The sequence below is a fragment of the Methylobacterium symbioticum genome, assembly GCF_902141845.1.
In the GTDB taxonomy this organism is placed as follows: Bacteria; Pseudomonadota; Alphaproteobacteria; order Rhizobiales; family Beijerinckiaceae; genus Methylobacterium; species Methylobacterium symbioticum.
Genome location: NZ_CABFPH010000006.1, coordinates 42,532 through 61,010, shown reverse-complemented (window position 1 = coordinate 61,010; position 18,479 = coordinate 42,532). Strand labels below are relative to the sequence as shown.

Annotated in this window: 15 protein-coding genes and 2 pseudogenes; 12 read left to right on the top strand and 5 right to left on the bottom strand. The window is 64.8% G+C overall.

Translation table 11 applies throughout. The features are described 5' to 3' along the window. Positions 1 to 476: 476 nt before the first annotated feature. The 5 genes and pseudogenes from MET9862_RS03880 (at position 477) to MET9862_RS03860 (ending at position 3,449) form a co-directional block, all read left to right on the top strand. Positions 477 to 1,289, top strand: a complete 813-nt coding sequence (locus tag MET9862_RS03880) for an IS5 family transposase (RefSeq protein ID WP_142581794.1) — start codon at positions 477 to 479, stop codon at positions 1,287 to 1,289. A gap of 824 nt (positions 1,290 to 2,113) precedes the next feature. Then, positions 2,114 to 2,365 (top strand): hypothetical protein, encoded by a 252-nt coding sequence (locus MET9862_RS03875; protein ID WP_142581793.1) that lies wholly within the window; start codon positions 2,114 to 2,116, stop codon positions 2,363 to 2,365. Between the two features lie 11 nt (positions 2,366 to 2,376). After that, a complete protein-coding gene (locus MET9862_RS03870) occupies positions 2,377 to 2,628 on the top strand; it encodes a hypothetical protein (protein ID WP_244612550.1) in 252 nt (83 codons plus the stop codon). A 39-nt stretch (positions 2,629 to 2,667) separates the two neighbouring features. Then, positions 2,668 to 2,937 (top strand): annotated as a pseudogene (locus MET9862_RS03865) (esterase-like activity of phytase family protein); the annotation flags it as partial. 62 nt (positions 2,938 to 2,999) lie between these two features. Further along, positions 3,000 to 3,449 (top strand): hypothetical protein, encoded by a 450-nt coding sequence (locus tag MET9862_RS03860; RefSeq protein WP_142581790.1) that lies wholly within the window; start codon positions 3,000 to 3,002, stop codon positions 3,447 to 3,449. Positions 3,450 to 3,520: 71 nt separating this feature from the next. Here the strand turns inward: MET9862_RS03860 and MET9862_RS03855 are convergent, their stop codons facing one another. Beyond that, on the bottom strand, positions 3,521 to 3,823 hold the full coding sequence (locus MET9862_RS03855) for a hypothetical protein (protein WP_142581789.1): 303 nt from the start codon (positions 3,821 to 3,823) through the stop codon (positions 3,521 to 3,523). 462 nt (positions 3,824 to 4,285) lie between these two features. Between MET9862_RS03855 and MET9862_RS03850 the strand changes: the two genes are divergently transcribed. From MET9862_RS03850 to MET9862_RS03840, 3 genes are all read left to right on the top strand, one after another. Next, a complete protein-coding gene (locus tag MET9862_RS03850) occupies positions 4,286 to 5,410 on the top strand; it encodes a mechanosensitive ion channel family protein (protein ID WP_142581788.1) in 1,125 nt (374 codons plus the stop codon). 547 nt (positions 5,411 to 5,957) lie between these two features. After that, positions 5,958 to 6,554, top strand: a complete 597-nt coding sequence (locus MET9862_RS03845) for a DedA family protein (RefSeq protein WP_244612549.1) — start codon at positions 5,958 to 5,960, stop codon at positions 6,552 to 6,554. Positions 6,555 to 6,651: 97 nt separating this feature from the next. After that, positions 6,652 to 7,953, top strand: coding sequence for a calcium:cation antiporter family protein (locus MET9862_RS03840; RefSeq protein WP_142581787.1), 1,302 nt, complete (start codon positions 6,652 to 6,654; stop codon positions 7,951 to 7,953). Between the two features lie 47 nt (positions 7,954 to 8,000). On the opposite strand, the gene MET9862_RS03835 is transcribed toward MET9862_RS03840, so the two are convergent. Next, the gene (locus MET9862_RS03835; protein WP_142581786.1) at positions 8,001 to 8,588 is read right to left on the bottom strand and encodes a PepSY domain-containing protein; all 588 of its coding nucleotides are present in this window, start codon (positions 8,586 to 8,588) and stop codon (positions 8,001 to 8,003) included. A 305-nt stretch (positions 8,589 to 8,893) separates the two neighbouring features. Between MET9862_RS03835 and MET9862_RS03830 the strand changes: the two genes are divergently transcribed. Then, positions 8,894 to 10,435, top strand: a complete 1,542-nt coding sequence (locus tag MET9862_RS03830) for a phospholipase D-like domain-containing protein (RefSeq protein WP_142581785.1) — start codon at positions 8,894 to 8,896, stop codon at positions 10,433 to 10,435. Here the strand turns inward: MET9862_RS03830 and MET9862_RS03825 are convergent. Beyond that, entirely contained in the window at positions 10,424 to 10,663 is a 240-nt protein-coding gene (locus MET9862_RS03825) for a flagellar basal body rod C-terminal domain-containing protein (protein ID WP_142581784.1), read from the bottom strand. The genes MET9862_RS03830 and MET9862_RS03825 overlap by 12 nt on opposite strands. Here MET9862_RS03825 and MET9862_RS03820 point away from each other — a divergent pair. Together MET9862_RS03820 and MET9862_RS03815 are read left to right on the top strand one after the other, a co-directional pair. Beyond that, positions 10,593 to 10,829 carry a D-alanyl-D-alanine carboxypeptidase family protein gene (locus MET9862_RS03820; protein ID WP_142581783.1) on the top strand — a complete coding sequence of 79 codons (237 nt, stop codon included), beginning with the start codon at positions 10,593 to 10,595 and terminating at the stop codon, positions 10,827 to 10,829. The two genes, MET9862_RS03825 and MET9862_RS03820, sit on opposite strands and share 71 nt — an antisense overlap. 146 nt (positions 10,830 to 10,975) lie before the next feature. Further along, complete coding sequence (locus MET9862_RS03815; protein ID WP_142581827.1) at positions 10,976 to 12,457, top strand: carbohydrate porin; 1,482 nt, start codon at positions 10,976 to 10,978, stop codon at positions 12,455 to 12,457. Between the two features lie 571 nt (positions 12,458 to 13,028). Here the strand turns inward: MET9862_RS03815 and MET9862_RS03810 are convergent. Next, a pseudogene (locus MET9862_RS03810) lies at positions 13,029 to 13,247 on the bottom strand (putative sulfate exporter family transporter); the annotation flags it as partial. A 1,291-nt stretch (positions 13,248 to 14,538) separates the two neighbouring features. Between MET9862_RS03810 and MET9862_RS03805 the strand changes: the two are divergent. After that, entirely contained in the window at positions 14,539 to 15,273 is a 735-nt protein-coding gene (locus MET9862_RS03805; RefSeq protein WP_244612548.1) for a YoaK family protein, read from the top strand. A gap of 798 nt (positions 15,274 to 16,071) precedes the next feature. On the opposite strand, the gene MET9862_RS03800 is transcribed toward MET9862_RS03805, so the two are convergent. Further along, positions 16,072 to 17,982, bottom strand: a complete 1,911-nt coding sequence (locus MET9862_RS03800) for an acyltransferase family protein (protein WP_142581782.1) — start codon at positions 17,980 to 17,982, stop codon at positions 16,072 to 16,074. Between the last annotated feature and the right edge of the window lie 497 nt (positions 17,983 to 18,479).

Here is an 18,479-nt window from a genome sequence, read left to right as displayed (position 1 = left end):
GCGGATTGGAGTTCATCTCCTGCAGCATCCCGCATTCGGCCTTGGAATCGGTCGTATCGCGCACGTCCGATCTTCCGCTGGTCCGTTTCCGAGACTGGATGCTCGGCACCTTGCAGCCTGCCGATGGTCGCCGCTCCGGTCTCCGACCTGCCACGGCCTTTCGGTGGAGTACCAGGACGGATTCAGACACGCCCGACGGTCCGGTCGTGTTCCCCCTAGCGACAAGCCTTCGCGGTGGGCGATTGTGCCATGCCCGTCACACGGGGCGCGACAATCGGAGACAGCAGTCGCCGCTGCGAGGAACAGGGGATGACTCCGTTGACTTCGGCGGTCGGAAGGTGACGGTGGAAGCGTCGAGGTTCTCGTGGTCCCGTGACCGCGAGCTAAGTGCCCGTCCAATAAGGGTCTGAGGCGGGGTTGAGTGGCCGGGATGGCGGTGATTCCAGGAGGGTGCTGAAGCCTGACCTGGAAGCGCCATGTGGACCCCGACCACCCGGTGGCAGCATAGCCGCGCGGACCTTCGCTATGAAACTGATCTGACAGACGCCGAGTGGGCACTTATCGGTCCGCTGATGCCGGAACCCGCCTCGTGCGGCCGACCGCCCGTCTGGACGATGCGGGAGATCCTGAACGCCATCTTCTACGTTCTACGAGGCGGCATCGCGTGGCGGCTGATCCCCAAGGACCTACCTCCACGAAGCACGACGTATGGCTACTTCAGCCGCTGGCGCGACACCGGCTTGTTTGGCCGGATCAACCACCATCTCGTCATGGCAGACCGCCAACGGGTCGGACGCGAGGCCTCGCCGTCTGCCGCGGTGCTCGATAGCCAGAGCGTCAAGACGACGGAGAGCGGCGGCCCGCGCGGCTACGATGCCGGTAAGAAGGTCAAGGGCCGCAAGCGCCAAGCGCTGGTCGACACGGATGGACGTGCCGTCGTGCTCGATCCGCAGCCAGCCGACGTGCAGGATCGCGACAGAGCCGTTCCGGTGCTGCGCCTGTCGCGCCGGACTTTCCCGTTCATCGCAAAAGCATTCGCCGATGCGGGCTATGCAGGCGACAGGCCAGCGACCGCGACGATCATCGCCGTCGAGATCGTGCGCAAGCCGCCCGGACAGGTCGGCTTTGCCGTGCATCCTCGCAGATGGGTCGTCGAACGGTTCTTTGCCTGGATCAGCCGCAACCGACGTCTCTGGAAGGATCCGGAGGCGACCCTCGCCTCCGCCAAAGCCTTCCTCTACGCCGCAGCCGTCATCATCCTCATCAGACGCCTCGCCCGCTCAGCCTGACTTCTCGGACGGACTCTAAGCGGATGCCGTCGATTTCCGCGGCGGGCGGCGTGAGTAAAAGAGCAGGGCCGAATCCGCATGCCGGTCGTTCATTCCGTGCGAGGTTGCCGTGCGGAGGCTCGACTGGTTGCCTTGGCCGGCCTGCATGCATGGCAGCCAAAGCCGGATCGAGACAATTTCCCATCGGGCATCTCTCCTCGACTTCCCGAACTCGCGGGTCGTCGCGTCGAGTCGCACCGTCCGTGAATGTGTTCTTGCTCGGAATTATGGACGCTGAGGCCGAAGTGCTTCCCCTTCCGTCGATGCCAAAGACCGGTGCCGTGCCGACCGGCATGTCGCGGCAGGTCGGTCGGCATGCGCGGCAACGATCCGGTCCCTGATTACCCGGGGCCTCGGCCACGTCCACAGACGAGATAGTCGGTCAGTTTGTCTCGTCCATGTCGAGTTTATGTCAAAGTATGCCGACTTCGGATGGCATAAAAATAATAGTATAATTCTAAAAAACGTTGTCGTCTGCGATGATTTCCGAGCAAATCGCGCTAAGTCCGGACTTGACGGATCGATAGGTGACGATCAAATCTGAAGCTGTTCCGCAGGTGGGGCGGCCGTGAAAGCCACTTGGACGAGTGAATGTTTGCAAGGTATGGACTATTATCTTGGTATGATTGCCGTAGTTGTCGACCTGCATCGTCGGCGCGGCCTCTTCGCCGCCCGGTCCACCTCCCTGCCAGTTGCTCGGCTGACCTGGCGCAACAGTACCGTCCGAAGTCGGCATAATCCGTCGCTCTCGGTTGTTCGGGGAAGCTGGCGAGATCGCAGAAGGCATGCGGAACCTGCACGGTGAACGTCAGCAGCGCGGCTTCGAGTTGTCGACTCAGGTTGGGATCAGTCCCGGCACACGTGATGGTGCGAAGGCAGCCGTCGTTCCGCACGACGATGTCGTGCCGCAAGGGCCGAGCGAGGAACTGCAGATGCCCGAGGTGGTCCACCGGGACCCGATTGCCGTCGTCCCATGGGCAGGCGAAAGGCAGCGGTCACCGAACGGTCAGCGCGGCACGCCGGGCGCGTCGCGATGAAGCCCGATCCCATGACCCTCGATCTGCTGGCGACGCTCGACGTCGTCGACGACGACGTCTGCGCGGTGGTGGATGCCTATCTGGCCGATCCGCGGCCGCGCATGATCGGTTTCGGGGATGGCTATCGGATCGACCCCTCGGCCGCGGTCGAGGCCCACCCTTTCGCCGATCAGCTACTCCGGCAGCCCTGGGCCTCCGACGAGTTGCGTCGGGCGGCGGTCCGCGCCGCCATCCTGCTGGCACGGCCCGAACGAGCAGCGTGACGTCTACTGCCATGCAGTCGTCGCAAGCGTGCGTCGGCTGAGGTGACCGAAGGCAACCAGGGCGGCGAGGCGCGCAAGATCGGCTACGTCGGCCTGGTGCGCATTAAGGATTCTGCAAAGAAGGCCCGCAAACCGGTGACCGAAGGTATGCTTGCCTTCACGATCGAGAACTTCGACAAGGTCGACGACCGGCACATCATCGTCGGAAGCGACAACAATCTACCGTTTTCGGCCAGCCGGGACACGCACCAAGTGGACGACGACGAGTTCGTGCTGCTCGAGGTGAATGATTTTTTGAAGACGAAGTAGGGGGCCGGTGCCCGAAGCCTCCGCACGAGGTCCCGGGACACCTGATTGAGATTGTTGCCGCGATGCGGCGGCAATACCCCTCGGACGTGCATGGGACGGCTCTGCAGGAGACGGTTCTGCACAGCCTCGTCGAAGCGCGCCTTGCCCATCTCAAGATCGCCGAAGCGTGGTTCCTGAATGGCGCCACCTTCGAAGCCATGGACCTTTGCCGGACGAGTTGGAACGGTCGCTTGGTCTTCGGTCGCCGTCCCGAGTTGGAGCGGCGTCGCAAGAGCATGATCAACTGCGACGGCTGGCGGGGAAACCGCCTGCGCCTCTGCCACACATGCGGCGACCGCATCCTGCTGGGCGACCATCACTTCCGCTTCGCGCCGCAGCCGGCACCTGCCTGCTTGCCTTCCGCGGCAGGCAGCGCGGGCTCGCCACAGCCTGCATCTGCCATGGCACACTTTGTCATGATCGCGACGACCGGGAGACAAACAAGCCACCTATATCACTCATCGTGCGCCTGAACGAAATGAAGACGCATCGATGGGGAGCATGCCAAAGCCCGTCGGAGTGCATCGCGGCCGAGGCATGCCTATTAGACGCGGCTTAAATCATCCGGGCCATTTTGCAGATGTCGTCGACCTCCGATTTCTCGAAGACGGTTGACTGCGAACGCGGACGGATATTTCAGGAGCATCTGCAGCCAATGGAGAAGGATTCCGCGATGAGGAAGACTGTCAAGCAACTGACGGTCGTGATGGTCTTCGGCTCGGCGGCCTTGGTCGCGACGGGCGCCTCCGCCTTCGAGCGTGGCGGCCATGCCGGCGGCCCAGGGTGGGCGCGCGGTGGTCACGGCTTGGGTCCAGGCGGCCATCGCGCGTTCCGGGGAGGCGGCCATGGAGGGGTCGCTCCCGGATTCTATCGGGGTCGCCGCCACGGCGGGGTGGGGGCGTTTGCGGGACGTGGCTACTATCGCCCGCAACGTCACTAGGACGACTTCGAAGCCGCCGCCTGCCAGACTTGCTCTCGGCTTGCTTCGGCGCTCTGAAGCTCGCGCTTCGGCCCTGCGCCCGGGGCCTGCGCGGGCGGTGCTGGAGGCAGTCGGACCGATTAGTCGGTAGGCTGCCGCTTCGGGTGGAGGCGTTGCCGCGACCAACTGCGGACGGCTGCCGATCGAGACGACCGCCACCTTGAACGCCAAGCCCCGGCGTCGGCGGCACACCTTCGCGCCCGCGAGATCGAAGGCATCTGCGTTCTTTAACGCGACCGACGAAAGCGAGGTTGCGCTTTCAAGCGGTTGCAGGTGCGTGGCGCTCCCGAGTGGTGCCGTATTCCAATTGTTTCGAGATTCGGAGAACCGATGCAGCGGACGGATGCTGTCCTGATCGAGGCAACGCGGTTGATGCATTGGTTTCCGGGCTGGGCACAGAGTATCGCCCTGGTTCTCGGCTGCTTTGCCGTCGTGCTGCCCCTTCATCAGATCGCGTATCGTTTTCTGACACGGGCGTTTCAGGGTCGCAGCCTGTTCTGGCGCTCCCTCGTCGGACGGACGCAAGGTCCCACACGGCTCGGCCTCATCATCGTCGCGGTCGGTGCCGCGTCGGCGATCGCGCCGGTGTCGCGGGAAGTCCGGGTTCTGGTGAACCACACCCTGCTCGTAGGTCTCGTCGCACTCGCCGGTTGGTGCTGCTCGATCGCGATCCATATCTCGACGGTGATCTACCTGCGCCGATTCAAACTCGACGCGGAAGACAATCTGCTCGCGCGGAAGCACTTCACTCAGATGCGCATTCTGGAACGCGCAGCCGTGACGCTCGTGGCTCTGGTGACGCTGGCGATATGTCTGATGACGTTCGAGCCTGTACGGCAATACGGCGTCAGTCTCCTCGCCTCGGCCGGAGCCGCCGGGTTGATCCTCGGCCTCGCGATGCAGCCAGTCCTCTCGAACCTCGTCGCCGGCATCCAGATCGCGATCACGCAGCCGATCAAGATAGAGGATGCGGTCATCGTGGAGAACGAATGGGGCTGGGTCGAGGAGATCAACTCGACATATGTCGTCGTACGACTCTGGGACTGGCGGCGGCTCGTTGTTCCGTTGACCTATTTCATTCAGAAGCCGTTTCAAAATTGGACGCGCGAAGGCTCGTCGCTCATCGGCAGCGTCTTCCTCTATGTTGATCATACGACGCCGATCGCGGCCATGCGGACGAAGCTTGCGGAGATCGCCGCGCAGTCGAGTCTGTGGGACCGCAAAGTCGTCAATCTTCAGGTTTCGGACATGCGGGAGAACGTGATCGAGGTCCGAATGCTGGTGAGCGCCCGCAATGCTTCGCAGGCTTGGGATCTGCGATGCGAAGTCCGCGAGAAGATGGTCGGCTTCCTGCAAACCGAGCTTCCCGGCGCACTGCCGCGACTTCGGACGGAATGGCTCCGGACCGAACGTGACCCCGCGCCGCGGTCCGACGTGCGCGCCCTTGCATCGTGACGGCACGCCGGAAATGCATGTCGGCTTCAGCACAGCAATTGGCCGAACCCGCCGCCGTTACTCGTTCCAAGAGGGTGAAGATCGGAAGCAGGACTATCCGGATCACCCACCGTGACTCGGGCTGTCCGAATTTCGGTGTGGGATCTCGCTGCTGGGTGCCGCGGCTAGGGCGGGATTTGACAGGTGGACGGAGCGCAGACGCGCTCGCAACGTGTAGACGATATCCGTCCACTACAATTGTCTGGATGAGGAGTTCTTTGCGATCGACGAGCCTCATCTTGTCCAATCAGCGGTGCGCACTGCCAACGCCAATGCACCGCGGACCGACGGAAAGGACCTATGGCAGGCTGAGCTGCATGATGCCGTCGAGTGGCGCTTCGCACATCCTCGGAGACCCGACGCCTGCTCCCGCCTGCCGTGACCTAGCCGGCCTCGCCGCTTCATCAACGACGCGGCCCGAACGGTTGCTGTTCCAGGTGCGTTGCGTGCCTGCAGCCACGCCTCTGCAGGTGCCGCTCGCGAGGAGGTTGCGCTGATCGACTGGATCGTGACCGCGATCGAGCGGACCGGCTATCTCGGCGTCTTCCTGCTGATGCTGATCGACAACGTCTTTCCGCCGATCCCATCCGAGGTGATCATGCCGCTGGCAGGCTTTGCCGCGGCGCGCGGCCAACTCTGCCTCGTCGGCGTGTTCCTCGCCGGCACGGCCGGATCGCTCTCCGGCGCGCTGGTCTGGTACGGCGTGGGGCGCTGGCTCGGACACGAGCGCTTGCGACACTTCGCGGCCCGGCACGGGCGCTGGCTCACCCTGAGCCCGGCGGAGGTCGATCGGGCCGGCGCTTGGTTCGCCCGGCGCGGCGGCGTCACCGTCCTGCTCGGGCGCGTCGTACCGGGCGTGCGCAGCCTGATCTCGGTGCCGGCTGGGGTGGCCGGTATGCCACTCACGCCCTTTCTGGCCTACTCGGCTCTCGGCACGATCGTCTGGACCGGGCTGCTGACGGCGGCCGGCTACGGGCTTGGCGAGAATTACCGCAGCGTGAGTCGCCTCATCGAGCCGTTCGGCAACGGCGTGCTGGTCCTGGCGCTCGTGCTCTACCTCTACCGTGTCGCCACCTACGGACGCCGGAGCGGCGTTCGGGGCTGAGACGCGGCAGAAACAGTCCTTTGCCGGCGTCATCGCGCGACGCTCCCTTCAGCGGAACGCGAACAGGCTGGCCGTGACATGCCGTAGAGGAGTTCGCGTGAAACGCTTTCTGATCCTGGTTGCCGTCGCGGTCATGGCAACCCTCCCGGCCCTCCTGCTGCGCACGACGGGCTGGCGGCCCAGCCCGCTCCTCGATGCCGCCGCCTTCGGCAGCGCCATCCTGGCGGCGGGCTTCCTGCTGTCTTGGGGAGCGGAGACGGCCGAGCAGCATATCGCGCAAGGCCTGATCCTGGCCGTGGTCGCCTTGGTGACCGTGCTGCCGGAATACGCGGTCGATCTCTACTACGCCTACAAGGCCGGGATCGAGGGTCCGGGGTCGCAATACGTTCATTATGCCGCCGCCAACATGACCGGCGCCAACCGATTGCTCGTCGGCCTAGCCTGGCCCCTGATGGTTTTCCTGCATTGGACGAAGGACCGGCACCGCGCGGTCGATCTCGCCCCTGTCAATGCGGTCGAGATCGGCTTCCTGCTGCTTGCCAGCCTCTACGCCTTCGTCATCCTGTTCAAGCGCAGCATCTCCGTCGTGGATTTCGTCGTGCTCGCCGGCATCTTTGCGGCCTACGTCTGGCGCGTGCGCAACCTGCCAAAAAGCGACAACCCGGACGAGACGGAGGAGCCGGGGCCGGCTGCTGCTCTGAACACCTTGTCTCCCGGCCGGCAATGGGCCGCGATCGGAACTCTCGTGGCTGTGGCTTGCGGCGTCATCCTCGCCTCGGCCGAACCCTTCGCTGAGGCCATGGTGGGCGCCGGCCGGGCGATCGGACTCAACGAATTCCTGCTGATCCAGTGGCTGGCGCCCCTGGCCAGCGAGGCGCCAGCGATTTCGGTGGCGGTGCTGTTCGTGCTGGCCAACCGTGCCGGCGACGGGCTGATCGCCATGATCAGCGACAAGATCAATCAGTGGACGCTGCTCGTCGGCATGCTGCCGCTGGGCCTGAGCGTCGGCGCGGGCGCGATGAGCCCCCTGCCGCTCGACGCGCGCCAGGGCGAGGAGTTCTTCCTGACGGCAGCCCAGTCTCTGCTCGGCATCGCGCTCCTGCTGCGCCTGCGCCTCGGCCTCTGGTCCGCGCTGGCGCTGGCGGGGCTGTTTGCCGTGCAGGTCGGGCTGGCCTTCGTCTACCGCAACGACGAGGCGCGCACGATCGCGACGCTGACTTGGCTCGCCTGGGTCTATCTCGGCCTTGCCGGCGTACTGTTCCTGATCAACGGACGCCGCCTTGTGGCCTTGGCGCGCACCGTTCTCACCGGTCAGCCGTCCGAGGATCTCTCGGATGGAACACGAACCGACCCGGAGCCACCGGCAGACGAGAGCAGAGTCCCGTCTACGGCTCGCTGATCGGCACGGTTTGGACAGAGCCGAGAACTCCGCCCAGTGCCGCCGACCTACTTGCTCGGCATGATCTTTCCGTCCGCCCCGACCCTAATCTCCTGCGACTGGCTGCCGGTCATGACCGTAATCTTGTACTGCACGCTGCTGGTCTCACGCTCGATCTCCGCTTCGGCCGCCTTGCCGCCCACCTTCTGCTCGGCGGTCGCGACCGCCTGCTTCAGGCTCGTGGGGGCGTTCTGCACGTCGGAGGGCTTCAAGCGGATGAAGTAGCTCTCGATCGGATGGTTGTCGCTCTTGGTCACCTGCCCCGTGGTCGCGTCGATGTGGTAGTCGGTGAGCTTACCATCGCTGCCGAGCACCTTGATTTCAAAGTACGGCTTGCCGTTCCTGCTCTCGAAGTCGGCCTCGATCGCGCGACCAAGTCCCTTGCTCTCGGCCGTGTCGAGAGCCTGTGCGAGCGAGACCTTGGCGGTCTGCAGACCTTCGTGCTCACGCTCCTTGTGACCGGTCGTGCCGTGGGAGGGTTGCGCAGCACCCGAAGGAGCGGCCGCAAGGGCTGGCGCCTGTGTGGACGGGCTCGTCTGGGCAACAGCAAAGCTGGTCAGGAGGAAGGGTGCGAGGGGAGGGGCGATCCGGGACATGGCGTCTCCTGCAAGATGATGGACAGCCGCGAAGCTGTGCGGCCTCAACGCTGGAGACGCCTTGCGTGAAGCGCCCGCCAGCCGCTCGGCGCGGTGCTCGCGCCGGAATAGCCGATGTCCTGGGTCTGAATCGGTACCGCAGAGCCGAGCCCCGTGCGGTCAAGCGTGGCATCGTGGCCGCCGCAGGTCGGATCGGGAACGCACAAAGCGGAGGAGGGTTCATACGCGGACACCATAAAGCGCAGCCCGCGCTCCGTTGCAGCGCCACGATGCAACGGGCTGCCATCCGAGGACCAAACGCGCCGATGCATCATCCGTCCCATACGGCATCGGTCGCGCTCACGGGCGGGGCGAAGCTGCTGCAGCCAAGCCTGACCTGCTGGCGCGTCGAGCGCGCAGCCCGCTTTGCCCCGATCGTCGATGCCGCCGCCTACTTCGCGCATCTGCGCTGCGCCCTTCTGCGCGCCCGCCACGCAGTTTTGTTCATCGGCTGGGAGTTCGACACCCGCATCAAGCTTGACCCCGACCACCCGTTGCCGGGTCTGCCAGAGGAACTCGGCCCATTCCTGTCGGAACTCGGCCGGCGCAGGCCGGAGCTGAGTATCCGCGTGCTGCAGTGGAATTTAGGAGTCCTCGGCACGCTGGCGCGCGGCACGACGCCGCTCTACCTCCTGAACTGGATGCGGGCCCGCGGCTTCAAGTTCAGGCTCGACAATGCTCACCCGCCCGGAGCCTCGCATCACCAGAAGATCGTGGTAATCGACGACGCGCTAGCTTTCTGCGGCGGCATCGACATGACAGACGACCGCTGGGACACTCGCGACCATGCCGACCAGGACATGCGCCGGGTGCGCCCGTCAGGACGCGCATACGCGCCGTTCCACGACGCCGCGGTCGCGGTCGACGGCGCTGCCGCCGCCGCTCTCGGTGTCCTGGCCCGTGAGCGCTGGCATCGCGCCACTGGCGAACGCGTCGCGCCGCCGAGGCCCCCTACACATGATCCCTGGCCCGACGGGCTGAGGCCACTTCTGCGCGACATGCAGGTGGGGATCGCCCGGACCGCGCCGTCCTTTCGCGGTCGCCCCAACGTGCAAGAGATCGAGCAACTCTACCTCGCCGCCATCGCGGCCGCGCGACACACGATCTATATTGAGAGCCAGTACTTCGCCGCACGCTGCATTGCCGAGGCCATGGCATCCCGTCTCAGGGAGCCGGACGGGCCGGAGATCGTCGTGATCAATCCCGAGCGTGCCATGGGCTGGCTCGAGGAAGCGGCCATGGGACGGGGACGCGGCCGTGTTCTAGCGCATATCCGCGGCGCGGATCGCTTCGGACGATTTCGCATCTATCGTCCGGTGACCGCAGCCGGGCAGCCGATCTATGTACATGCCAAGGTGCTGATCGTCGACGACTGCCTGCTGAAGATCGGCTCATCCAACCTGAACAACCGCTCGATGGGCCTCGACACCGAGTGCGATCTGGCCGTCGAAGCCATGCCTGGCCATGCGACCGATCGATCCGTAGCGGCAGAGATTCTCGGCTTGCGCGACGCGCTTCTCGGCGAGCACCTCGGCATTCCACCGGACGATATCGCCCGCACCCTGGCACGCACGGGTTCGCTGATTGCGGCGATCGAGTCTCTCCGCAGCGACACTGGGCGTACATTGATTCCCCTGGACGCATCAGCCGCAGGAGTCGTGCTGCCGTTGAGCGAGAGCGAACTTCTCGACCCCGAGCAGCCCGAGCCGGTATGGAGAGCCGTGCTGCACGCGCTCGCCGATCGGCGTCGCCGTCGCGCGCATCCGCTGCGCCGCGGAGCCGAACGAACGGGCGTCTCAAGCGAATGACTCTCCTCGGATCTTCAGCAGGTCGACTGTGCGCCTGTTGAGGTCGTCGAGCGCCGCGATCACCTTCAGGTTGGATTGGTAGGCACCCATCGCCACGCGCGACCCGGCCAATTCCGTCACAGGATTGACGCTGGGCGGCTTGAGATTGCCCTGCTCGATGTGCCTGCTTCCCGGGAGCTGGATTTCCGTTGACGATCTGCTGAACGGTCTGCCGATCGTCTCCGCCAACGATGCAGCCGTGCCCCTCGCGGTCGCACTCGCCGGTACCGAGGAGGCCTTCGTCGCTCGCTTGAATGCCGCGGCGTGGCGGCTCGGAATGAGTATGACGCATGACGAGAACGTATGGGACGATCCAGGGCCGTCCCACCATGCGACAGCGAGCGACCTCCTGTGACTGGCCCCCGCTTTGAAGCGGGGATGGGACCGAGACCGGAAAAGGCTCTGCCACGGCTCGGTCACGAAGCAGTGATATGGCCCTTCCGACGATCTGCGGATGGAGCAAGGAAGGGCGGCGTGGTGTGGGTCAGACGACTGGCCGCCATGGGGATCGGTCTTCTTCCGGCTTGGCAGGATGCGACTGCACAGGATTTCGCCGAGGCCTCGTCCGAGTCTCTCCGCATTGCGACCGAAGTACCTTTCGTCCGCAACCTGCGTGGTGCTGGCGGGGACCCTCAGACGTCCGTGGCTCAGCCCGATACGTCCGCCAAGCCGTCAGCGAACCTGACGACCTCGGTCCAGGAACTGCTCGGTCCCTATGGGGACCCCGGCGGATACCGAAGCTTCCTTCAGCGGAACGGCATCAGCTACAGCCTGACCTACATCGGCGAGAGCTTCGCCAACGTCGCCGGCGGCTCTCGCCGGGGCGGCGTCGCCGAGGGACGCCTCGACCTGCAGTTCGACGCCGATCTCGAAGAGCTGCTGGATTGGCAGGGTGCACGCATCCATGCCAATCTCTACCAGATCCATGGTACCGGCCTGTCGCGCTACTTCGTCAACAACTTCATCACGGTCAGCGCCATCGAGGCGCTGCCTTCGTCGCGTCTCTACGAACTCTGGTTCGAGCAGCGTTGGTTCGACGACCGGTTCAGCCTCCGAATCGGTCAACTCGCCAGCGATACGGAGTTCGCCGTCAGCCAGACCGGCACGCTCTTCGTCAACTCGACATTCGGATGGCCCAACATCATGGCCGTCGTCCTGCCGAGCGGTGGCCCCATCTATCCGCTCGCCACACCGGCCGTGCGGGCCAAGTACGTGCCCGACAAGAGCTTCTCGCTGCAGATCGGCGTGTTCGACGGCGATCCGGCCGGTGGCGCTCGGGTTGGGAACGACCTCGATCCCCAGCGGCGCAACCGGACGGGCACGAGCTTCCGCACGAACGATCCGGCCCTGGTCGTCGCGGAGGCGGCCTACGCCTACGGTCTCGAAGCGCACGACGACATCGAGCCCGGCACGTTCACGCTGGGTGGCTGGTACCACTTCGGCCGTTTCAACGACCTTCGATCCGACGAGCAGCGCCGCCCGCTCGTCGATCCATCCGGCACTGGGGTCGGCCGCTTCTATCGTGGGGACAGCGGCATCTATGCAATGATCGACCAGACCGTGTACCGCGAACCGGACGATCCGAATGATGGCGCGTCCGTGTTCGTGCGGGTGTCGTCCTCGCCGACCGACCGCAATCTGCTCGACTTCTACGTCGATGCTGGTATCGGCTACAAGGGCCTGCTGCCGGGCCGGTCAGACGACACGATGGGCGTGGCATTCGCGCTTTCGCAGGTCTCGCGCAGCACGCGTGGCTTCGATACGGACTCGATCCTCCTGGCAGGCTTGCCGGGTCCGCGCCGCAGCAGCGAGGCGGTGCTGGAGTTGACGTATCAAGCGGTGCTCGCCCCAGGCGTCACGCTGCAGCCCGACTTCCAATACGTCTTCCGACCGGGTGGCGGCATCGCCGACCCCCGCGACACAGACGGCGACAGAATCCACAACGCGGCCGTGTTCGGACTGCGCGCAACGATCCGCTACTAGAGCGCTCTCCGCCGAAGTGGATACCGGTTCGGCGAAAAGAGCGCGTCAAAACAAGGGCCTGGAGCCGTTGCCGATCGCAACGTGATCGGCAACGGCTCTAAACGTGCGCACGCGGCCTCCTGATGCCGGAAACGCGGATCGTTTCAGCTACGCTCGGAGCGGTCGGGAGGTCGTCGCAGACGGAATGGTATCGAAACGCTCAATCGGGTGAGGTCTTCGCCCGGCCCGATGACTGGCATGCGCCGCCGACGTACCGCCACCGGTGTGATCGCACTGTCGGTCGCCGATCCAGCCTCGACCCTGTCTCCGGACGAGAATGGTCAAACATCTAGGGCGCGGATCCGGGCTTCCACCAAATCATATTGGTGCCTCGACCCTTTCCGGCCCGAACAAGGTGCGTGTGATTGGCTTGCACTCCTGAGTCGCTATCAAGCTCAAGTATTAAGTCTCATTTCCATAAATGATATATTCCTTATGATGGCCGTGCTCTGCACGTGGAGCATAGATGCTGGTGCGATCTCGATGGAGATATATTTTGAGCCGCCGCCGGGCATGATGCCGAATTTTGATGTTAGCTCAGGCCGAGTCCGCGGATGAGCAGGACGCTGATGGCGAGCAGGACGAGGAGCGATCCGGTCACCGCGAGCGTGACGCGGGCGCCGACCCGGGCGAGCACGCGCACGTCGACGCCGAGGCCGAGCGCGGCCATCGACACCACGGTGAGGAAGCCCGCCAGCTTCGAGATCGGCGCCACCGACGCGTCCGGCACCAGGGCACCAAGATTATGGATTAGGAGCCTCTCAGAGAGGCGATTGCGCGAATCGCATACAACGTTGACCCAATTGTCTGATTTTAGACCAAGGCGATCCAGAGAATCGGTCGGGGACAAAGGAAGTTAGGATGAAGCGTTGTTAGAAGGCGAGTACGAAGCAAGTAGTTCTGAAGTTGTCGCGCATCGAGGCGCCGACGTCATCGTCCGACTGTTGGTATCGATGCAGCGGTCATCGCGCAATCCGCTTGCGGCGTGCCCGGTTGACGTCACCGGACGGCCCCAGATCGTCCTGGGTCCCGGGGGGGCGCTTGGGCGCACCGCACCGCTACGTCAAACCTCAGAGATTCTCGCTATCAAGGTCGACCAGACCGCACGTTGACCTGAACAAGGCCGCGCTTCGCGCGATTGTCGAGATACAGGTCTGGCCCGGCGGCATCCTCAGTGGTCATGGGTGCGACCGCAGCGCACGAGATCCACGACCGCATATAGGCTGCGCTGCGTCGGAACCTGCACGGTGTCGTGCAGCATCCCGTCGATGCGGCGCACAAGGTCAAGAACCCCAGGGTCCGTATGATTTGGGGTGCCCGTTGCCCTTGCTGATCGGTCGTTCGGAGCAAGGGTCGTGAATAGCGTGACGGTGGACAGGACCGGTATGGCACCGCACTTGGAGTGCAGCCGATCGGAAACGTGGAATCAATCATGTATTTCGAGTGTCAGGACGGTCCAGAGCGCCTTCCGGATGGTTCTACCAACACTATTGGTCGGTAAGATTTCGACGCTGCGAATCTCGGCAGGCTAATTGGCTCAGAGCGAATGTGTGGGAAGGCAGCCTCTGCAAGGGTTTCAGAGTCAGTGGGTGGCTGCGTTGAGAGGATTGGACTGCGGACATCGATCCTGCAACTGCCGGACCGATGCGGCCCCGCGGAATCTTGCGGCCGAAGCCACGCCTGACAACGGATCCGAAGAAGCCTGGGAGCGGTAACCCGTCTTCTCTCGATCTCGGTCGACCGTGTCCATCGACGTCGCGCCTCGGTTCCGCTCGAAACAGGCCGTGGATGCGACCGACTCGGCACCATCGATCTATGTCGTCAAGTGAAGTGTTCGAACTTTGACACGATCGAGCCACGCGCGAGGCAAGACACGACGCTAGCTAGATTTCGGCGCACGGCTCGCCATGCATCTGCAGGAAGTCTGGGATCGTGCAAGTCGCTTGAAGATGAAGATCCGAGCGGGACTGTGCGAGCGAGGGTCGGGCGCGACATTAATAGACAAACGCATATGGCAAAGATTTGCTTGGAGGCCTGTGAGGTTGGATAAGTCCTTTCCTGAAAATTCGGCAAGCCGGGTATCACTTGCCGTGGCGCTTTCTGCATTGGCCGGAGCGTCGGACTCGATCGGATTTCTGGAGCATTCCCAGCTTTTTATGTCGTTCATGAGCGGCAACACGACGCGTTTCGGCGTGTCGGCTAGTTTGTTCGACTGGGTAGGCGTGACAAGGTTTGGCAGCACCATTGCCTTGTTTTGTTTCGGGGCGTTCTCCGGCACATTGCTGGCGGCATGGTCGGGACAATGGCGCCTCTCGGTGCTTCTGAGCGTACAGGCCTTCCTCTTCGCGATCGGCAACCTGCTTCCGGAGGGGCCCGAGGCGTTCCCGCTGCATGCCTACCCGGTGGTCTTCGCTCTGGGCATACTGAATGCGACGCTTCAGGACGAGGGTGGACGAAGCATCGCTCTCACCTACGTCACGGGCACCGTGGTGCGGTTTGGAACCGGCCTCGCAAACATGGTCTTGCACAAGCCCGCCCCGTCGTTCTGGATCCAGGCGCCTCTCTGGGTCGGTCTGACCTCCGGTGCGGTCGCCGGAGGCTTCCTCCAGTCTTCCCTAGGCCCCCAGGCGTTTCTCGTTCCCGCCGCCTTTTCCGGAGCGCTGGCGGTGATCGCCTTCGGCCTGACGGTCGCACTTCCGGGAAGCTCCTACGTTTCGAGCGAATGGTCGGCTCAGCCCGATGCCCATCCGGACGCGCCGGCTACGGTCAGACCTTGAAGGTGCGCGGCGGTCGTTCCGTGGTTGCGGCGCCGTGCGCGCGGATCGAGGGCATGTCCGCTGGGAATCGCTACCAGCCGCGACCGCGCCGATCAGGCGGATCTCGCAATTCGGCGAACGTCCAGCACGTCGACGATCCTAGGGTCGACGCTGACGGCCCGATGACCGCTCAGGCACCACGCGGTCGTATCGATATCGGGGCGATCGTCCGTCGTCGTTTCGTGTGCGCTATTGCCGGCCGACCGCGGCACCCACCACGCGCGGCGACGGGCAGGTGGTCTCCACGGGGCCGTCGGGCGCGGTTGCCGCGCCTGTTCTTCAGCCATTCGCGTTTCGGCGTCGAGCTGCGCGGCGTTTCCGCAACTTGCACCGGACCGCCTCGGCTCCTTCCGGAGCCGCGCGATCGGTAGCGCTGAAAGCCTTGGCCGGCGGCGCGGACCTCGACGACGCAACGCGCCGCCGGCAGCCCTCGCCGTCTGTCGAGAGTCGGAATCCGGTGCGGGCTTCGGATGCGGGCGGCGGACGCCGAGGCCGCCTCGTCCCTCGCGCGATGGATTTCCGGCCCTCCGTCCGCGCCCCGCGGCAGCGCCGCCCCGGGCCGGCTCCGGTGCTTCCATGGGCGGGAGACAAATCCCATGCGCGAGGAGCGGCGGAACTTCCTTGTTGCCGCGACCGGAGAACAAGCCGCGGCGGGCGAGCTCGGTGGCCGACGCGCAGGCGTCGGCCACCGGATGCGCCGTGCTTCCGGCGGATCGACGGAGCGGACGACCACGTCCGAGAGCGGTCGGATGCAGAGGCTCACAGGTGTGATTGCGTTTCGTCGGGCCGGCAACCGAATACGGCTGCGGCTGCGGCTGCGACCATGCGCGCGCCGTCGACCGAAAGATGGTGCGAGTCGAAATAGAGCGGTCGGTTCCCGCTGACGATGGCGCAGGTCTTGTCCGTGCAGAGGGTCTCGCTGGGGCGCACGATCTCCACGCCCGCTTCGACGAGCATCTGCCGGGCCAGCTCGAGATACGCGGTGGCATGATCGACGGCCTTTGGACAGATGCCGGCGACCGGTGACAGCGGCTTGGTCCGGGAAAGATTGGCGAGGCGGTGAGGCACGTCGAAGTCGTTCGCCGGCACCGCATCGATCAGGATGACGCGCCGCCCGTCCTCTCGCAGCGATCTGACGGCGTTGAGGAGGCCGTCGTCCAAATCGTCCAGCTCCGCGTAGGTTCGGTTTGCCCAGAAACCGACGATGAAGACGGTACGGACCTGCGGCTGGTTGCCGAGCCATCCCAGGACAGCTCGATTGTGCTCCGCGCATCCAGGGAGTTCCGGCAGATCGACCAGCAGGAAAGGCGGACATTTCGATGCGGTCAGCTGCGCGAGGGACGTCCCGTTGTGGGCAGCATGCTCTGCCAGCGCGTATGAGAGTTCCACCCCGTGACTGTCGCCCCACACAGCATAGGTCGGAACGGTGTTCGGCGTACCGAGCGCGCAGGGTTCCACCTGTCCCACGATCCGTCCGACGGCGCCGTGGCAGGCTTCCCGGAGCGGGCTGAAACCGCCGGCGGCCGCATCGAAGGCCACGACTTCCGGAGCGAAGCGTCCCGGCCAGCCGTCCAGGAGGCGCAACGCGGCCGATCCAACGAACAGGACCGAGGATGCCACGGCGACATGGCCGAGAAGTCGGCCGCGTCGGATCGTACGGGGCGAACGGAACGGGCGTTCGACGAAGCGCCACGACAGGAAGGCCGCCACGACCATCGCGCAGAGCGCGCCGACCTGAGCCGCCCCTTGCAGCGGGCGGTCGAGGACGTAGCGGGCGAATACGATGATCGGCCAGTGCCAGAGATAGAGGGAATACGAAAGCAGCCCTACGAAGACCGCCGGCCGCCACCCGAGCGCTCGGCCGACGGGCGTGCCGGGTGCCGCGTGGATGACGAGCGCCGTGCCCAGCACCGGATAGAGCGCATTGAGGCCCGGGAACGGCGTGTCCTGCGTGAACCCGAATGCGGCGTAGAGGATCAGGCCCAGCCCCGCCGCCGCTGCTGCGAGCCGCACGCTCGGGCGGCTGATCCTCGGCACGGCGCCGATCGCCAGCAGCGAGCCGGTCAGCAGTTCCCAAGCACGGGTCGGCAACATGTAGAAGGTGAAGTTCGGATGGTCGGCGAGAAGCGCGATGCCGAGGACGAGCGAAGCGAGCGCGAGTGTCCATACGACCGCGGCACGCCGGTTCGATCCGAAGGCGTGCAGCGCCGCGAGCAGCAGCGGGAAGGCAAGGTAGAACTGCTCCTCCACGGCAAGCGACCATGTGTGCAGCAAGGGCAAGGTATGGACGTCGCTGGCGAAATAGCCGGCCTCCTGGGCGAACAGCACGTTGGAGCCGAAGAGGAGCGTGGCCCAGATGGTGCGCGGCACGGGTCGAAGGTGCGACGGCAGAAGCACGAAGGCGGACAACACCAGCACGACGGCGAGAACCGCGATCAGAGCGGGCAGGATGCGACGTGCCCTTCTTTCGTAGAAGGTTAGAAGGGAGAACCGGCCCTCGTCGATCTGGCGCGCGACGATCGACGTGATGAGGAAACCGGAGATGACGAAGAAGATGTCCACGCCGACATAGCCTCCCGCCAACCAGGGAACGCCGAGATGGAAGAGGACGACCAGGCTGACCGCGAGTGCGCGCAACCCATCCAGGTCGGACCGGTACTCGATATCCATTCCTGTCACCTGGCCTTCGTCTGCCGCCGATGTCGGACTTCGGATCCTCGAATTCTCCGTCAGGCCGCCTCGGTTGTTCGCCGCCGTTCTCGCGCCGCGATGGTATCGAGCGGTTTTTCTCGATCGACGGGCGTGAACTTCATGCTGAATTCTTCATCTGTCCGGCATGCGAGCATGTCGATGGCCCTTCGCGCGAGAAACTGCGTGATATCGGACTCTTCCGATCTCGGCCGGCACGATCCATCCCGAGCGCGATCAAGGTGGCGATCGAGGCGCAGGCGCCCCGAATCCGATGTTGCGTGACGTCGCGGCAATGAAGTTTGATCGTGGTCAAATCGAGCGCACGAGTTCCTCCCTGCTCGGCATGGCGAACGTTGCGGCCGTCGACGGATCGTCCGACGATGGCGGCGCGCGGGGAGCGTCACATCATGAGGCACGGGCAGATCCGCCGGGGCCTGTACGTCGAGGTGCCGGTCGGATTGCCGGAACGTCGCTGA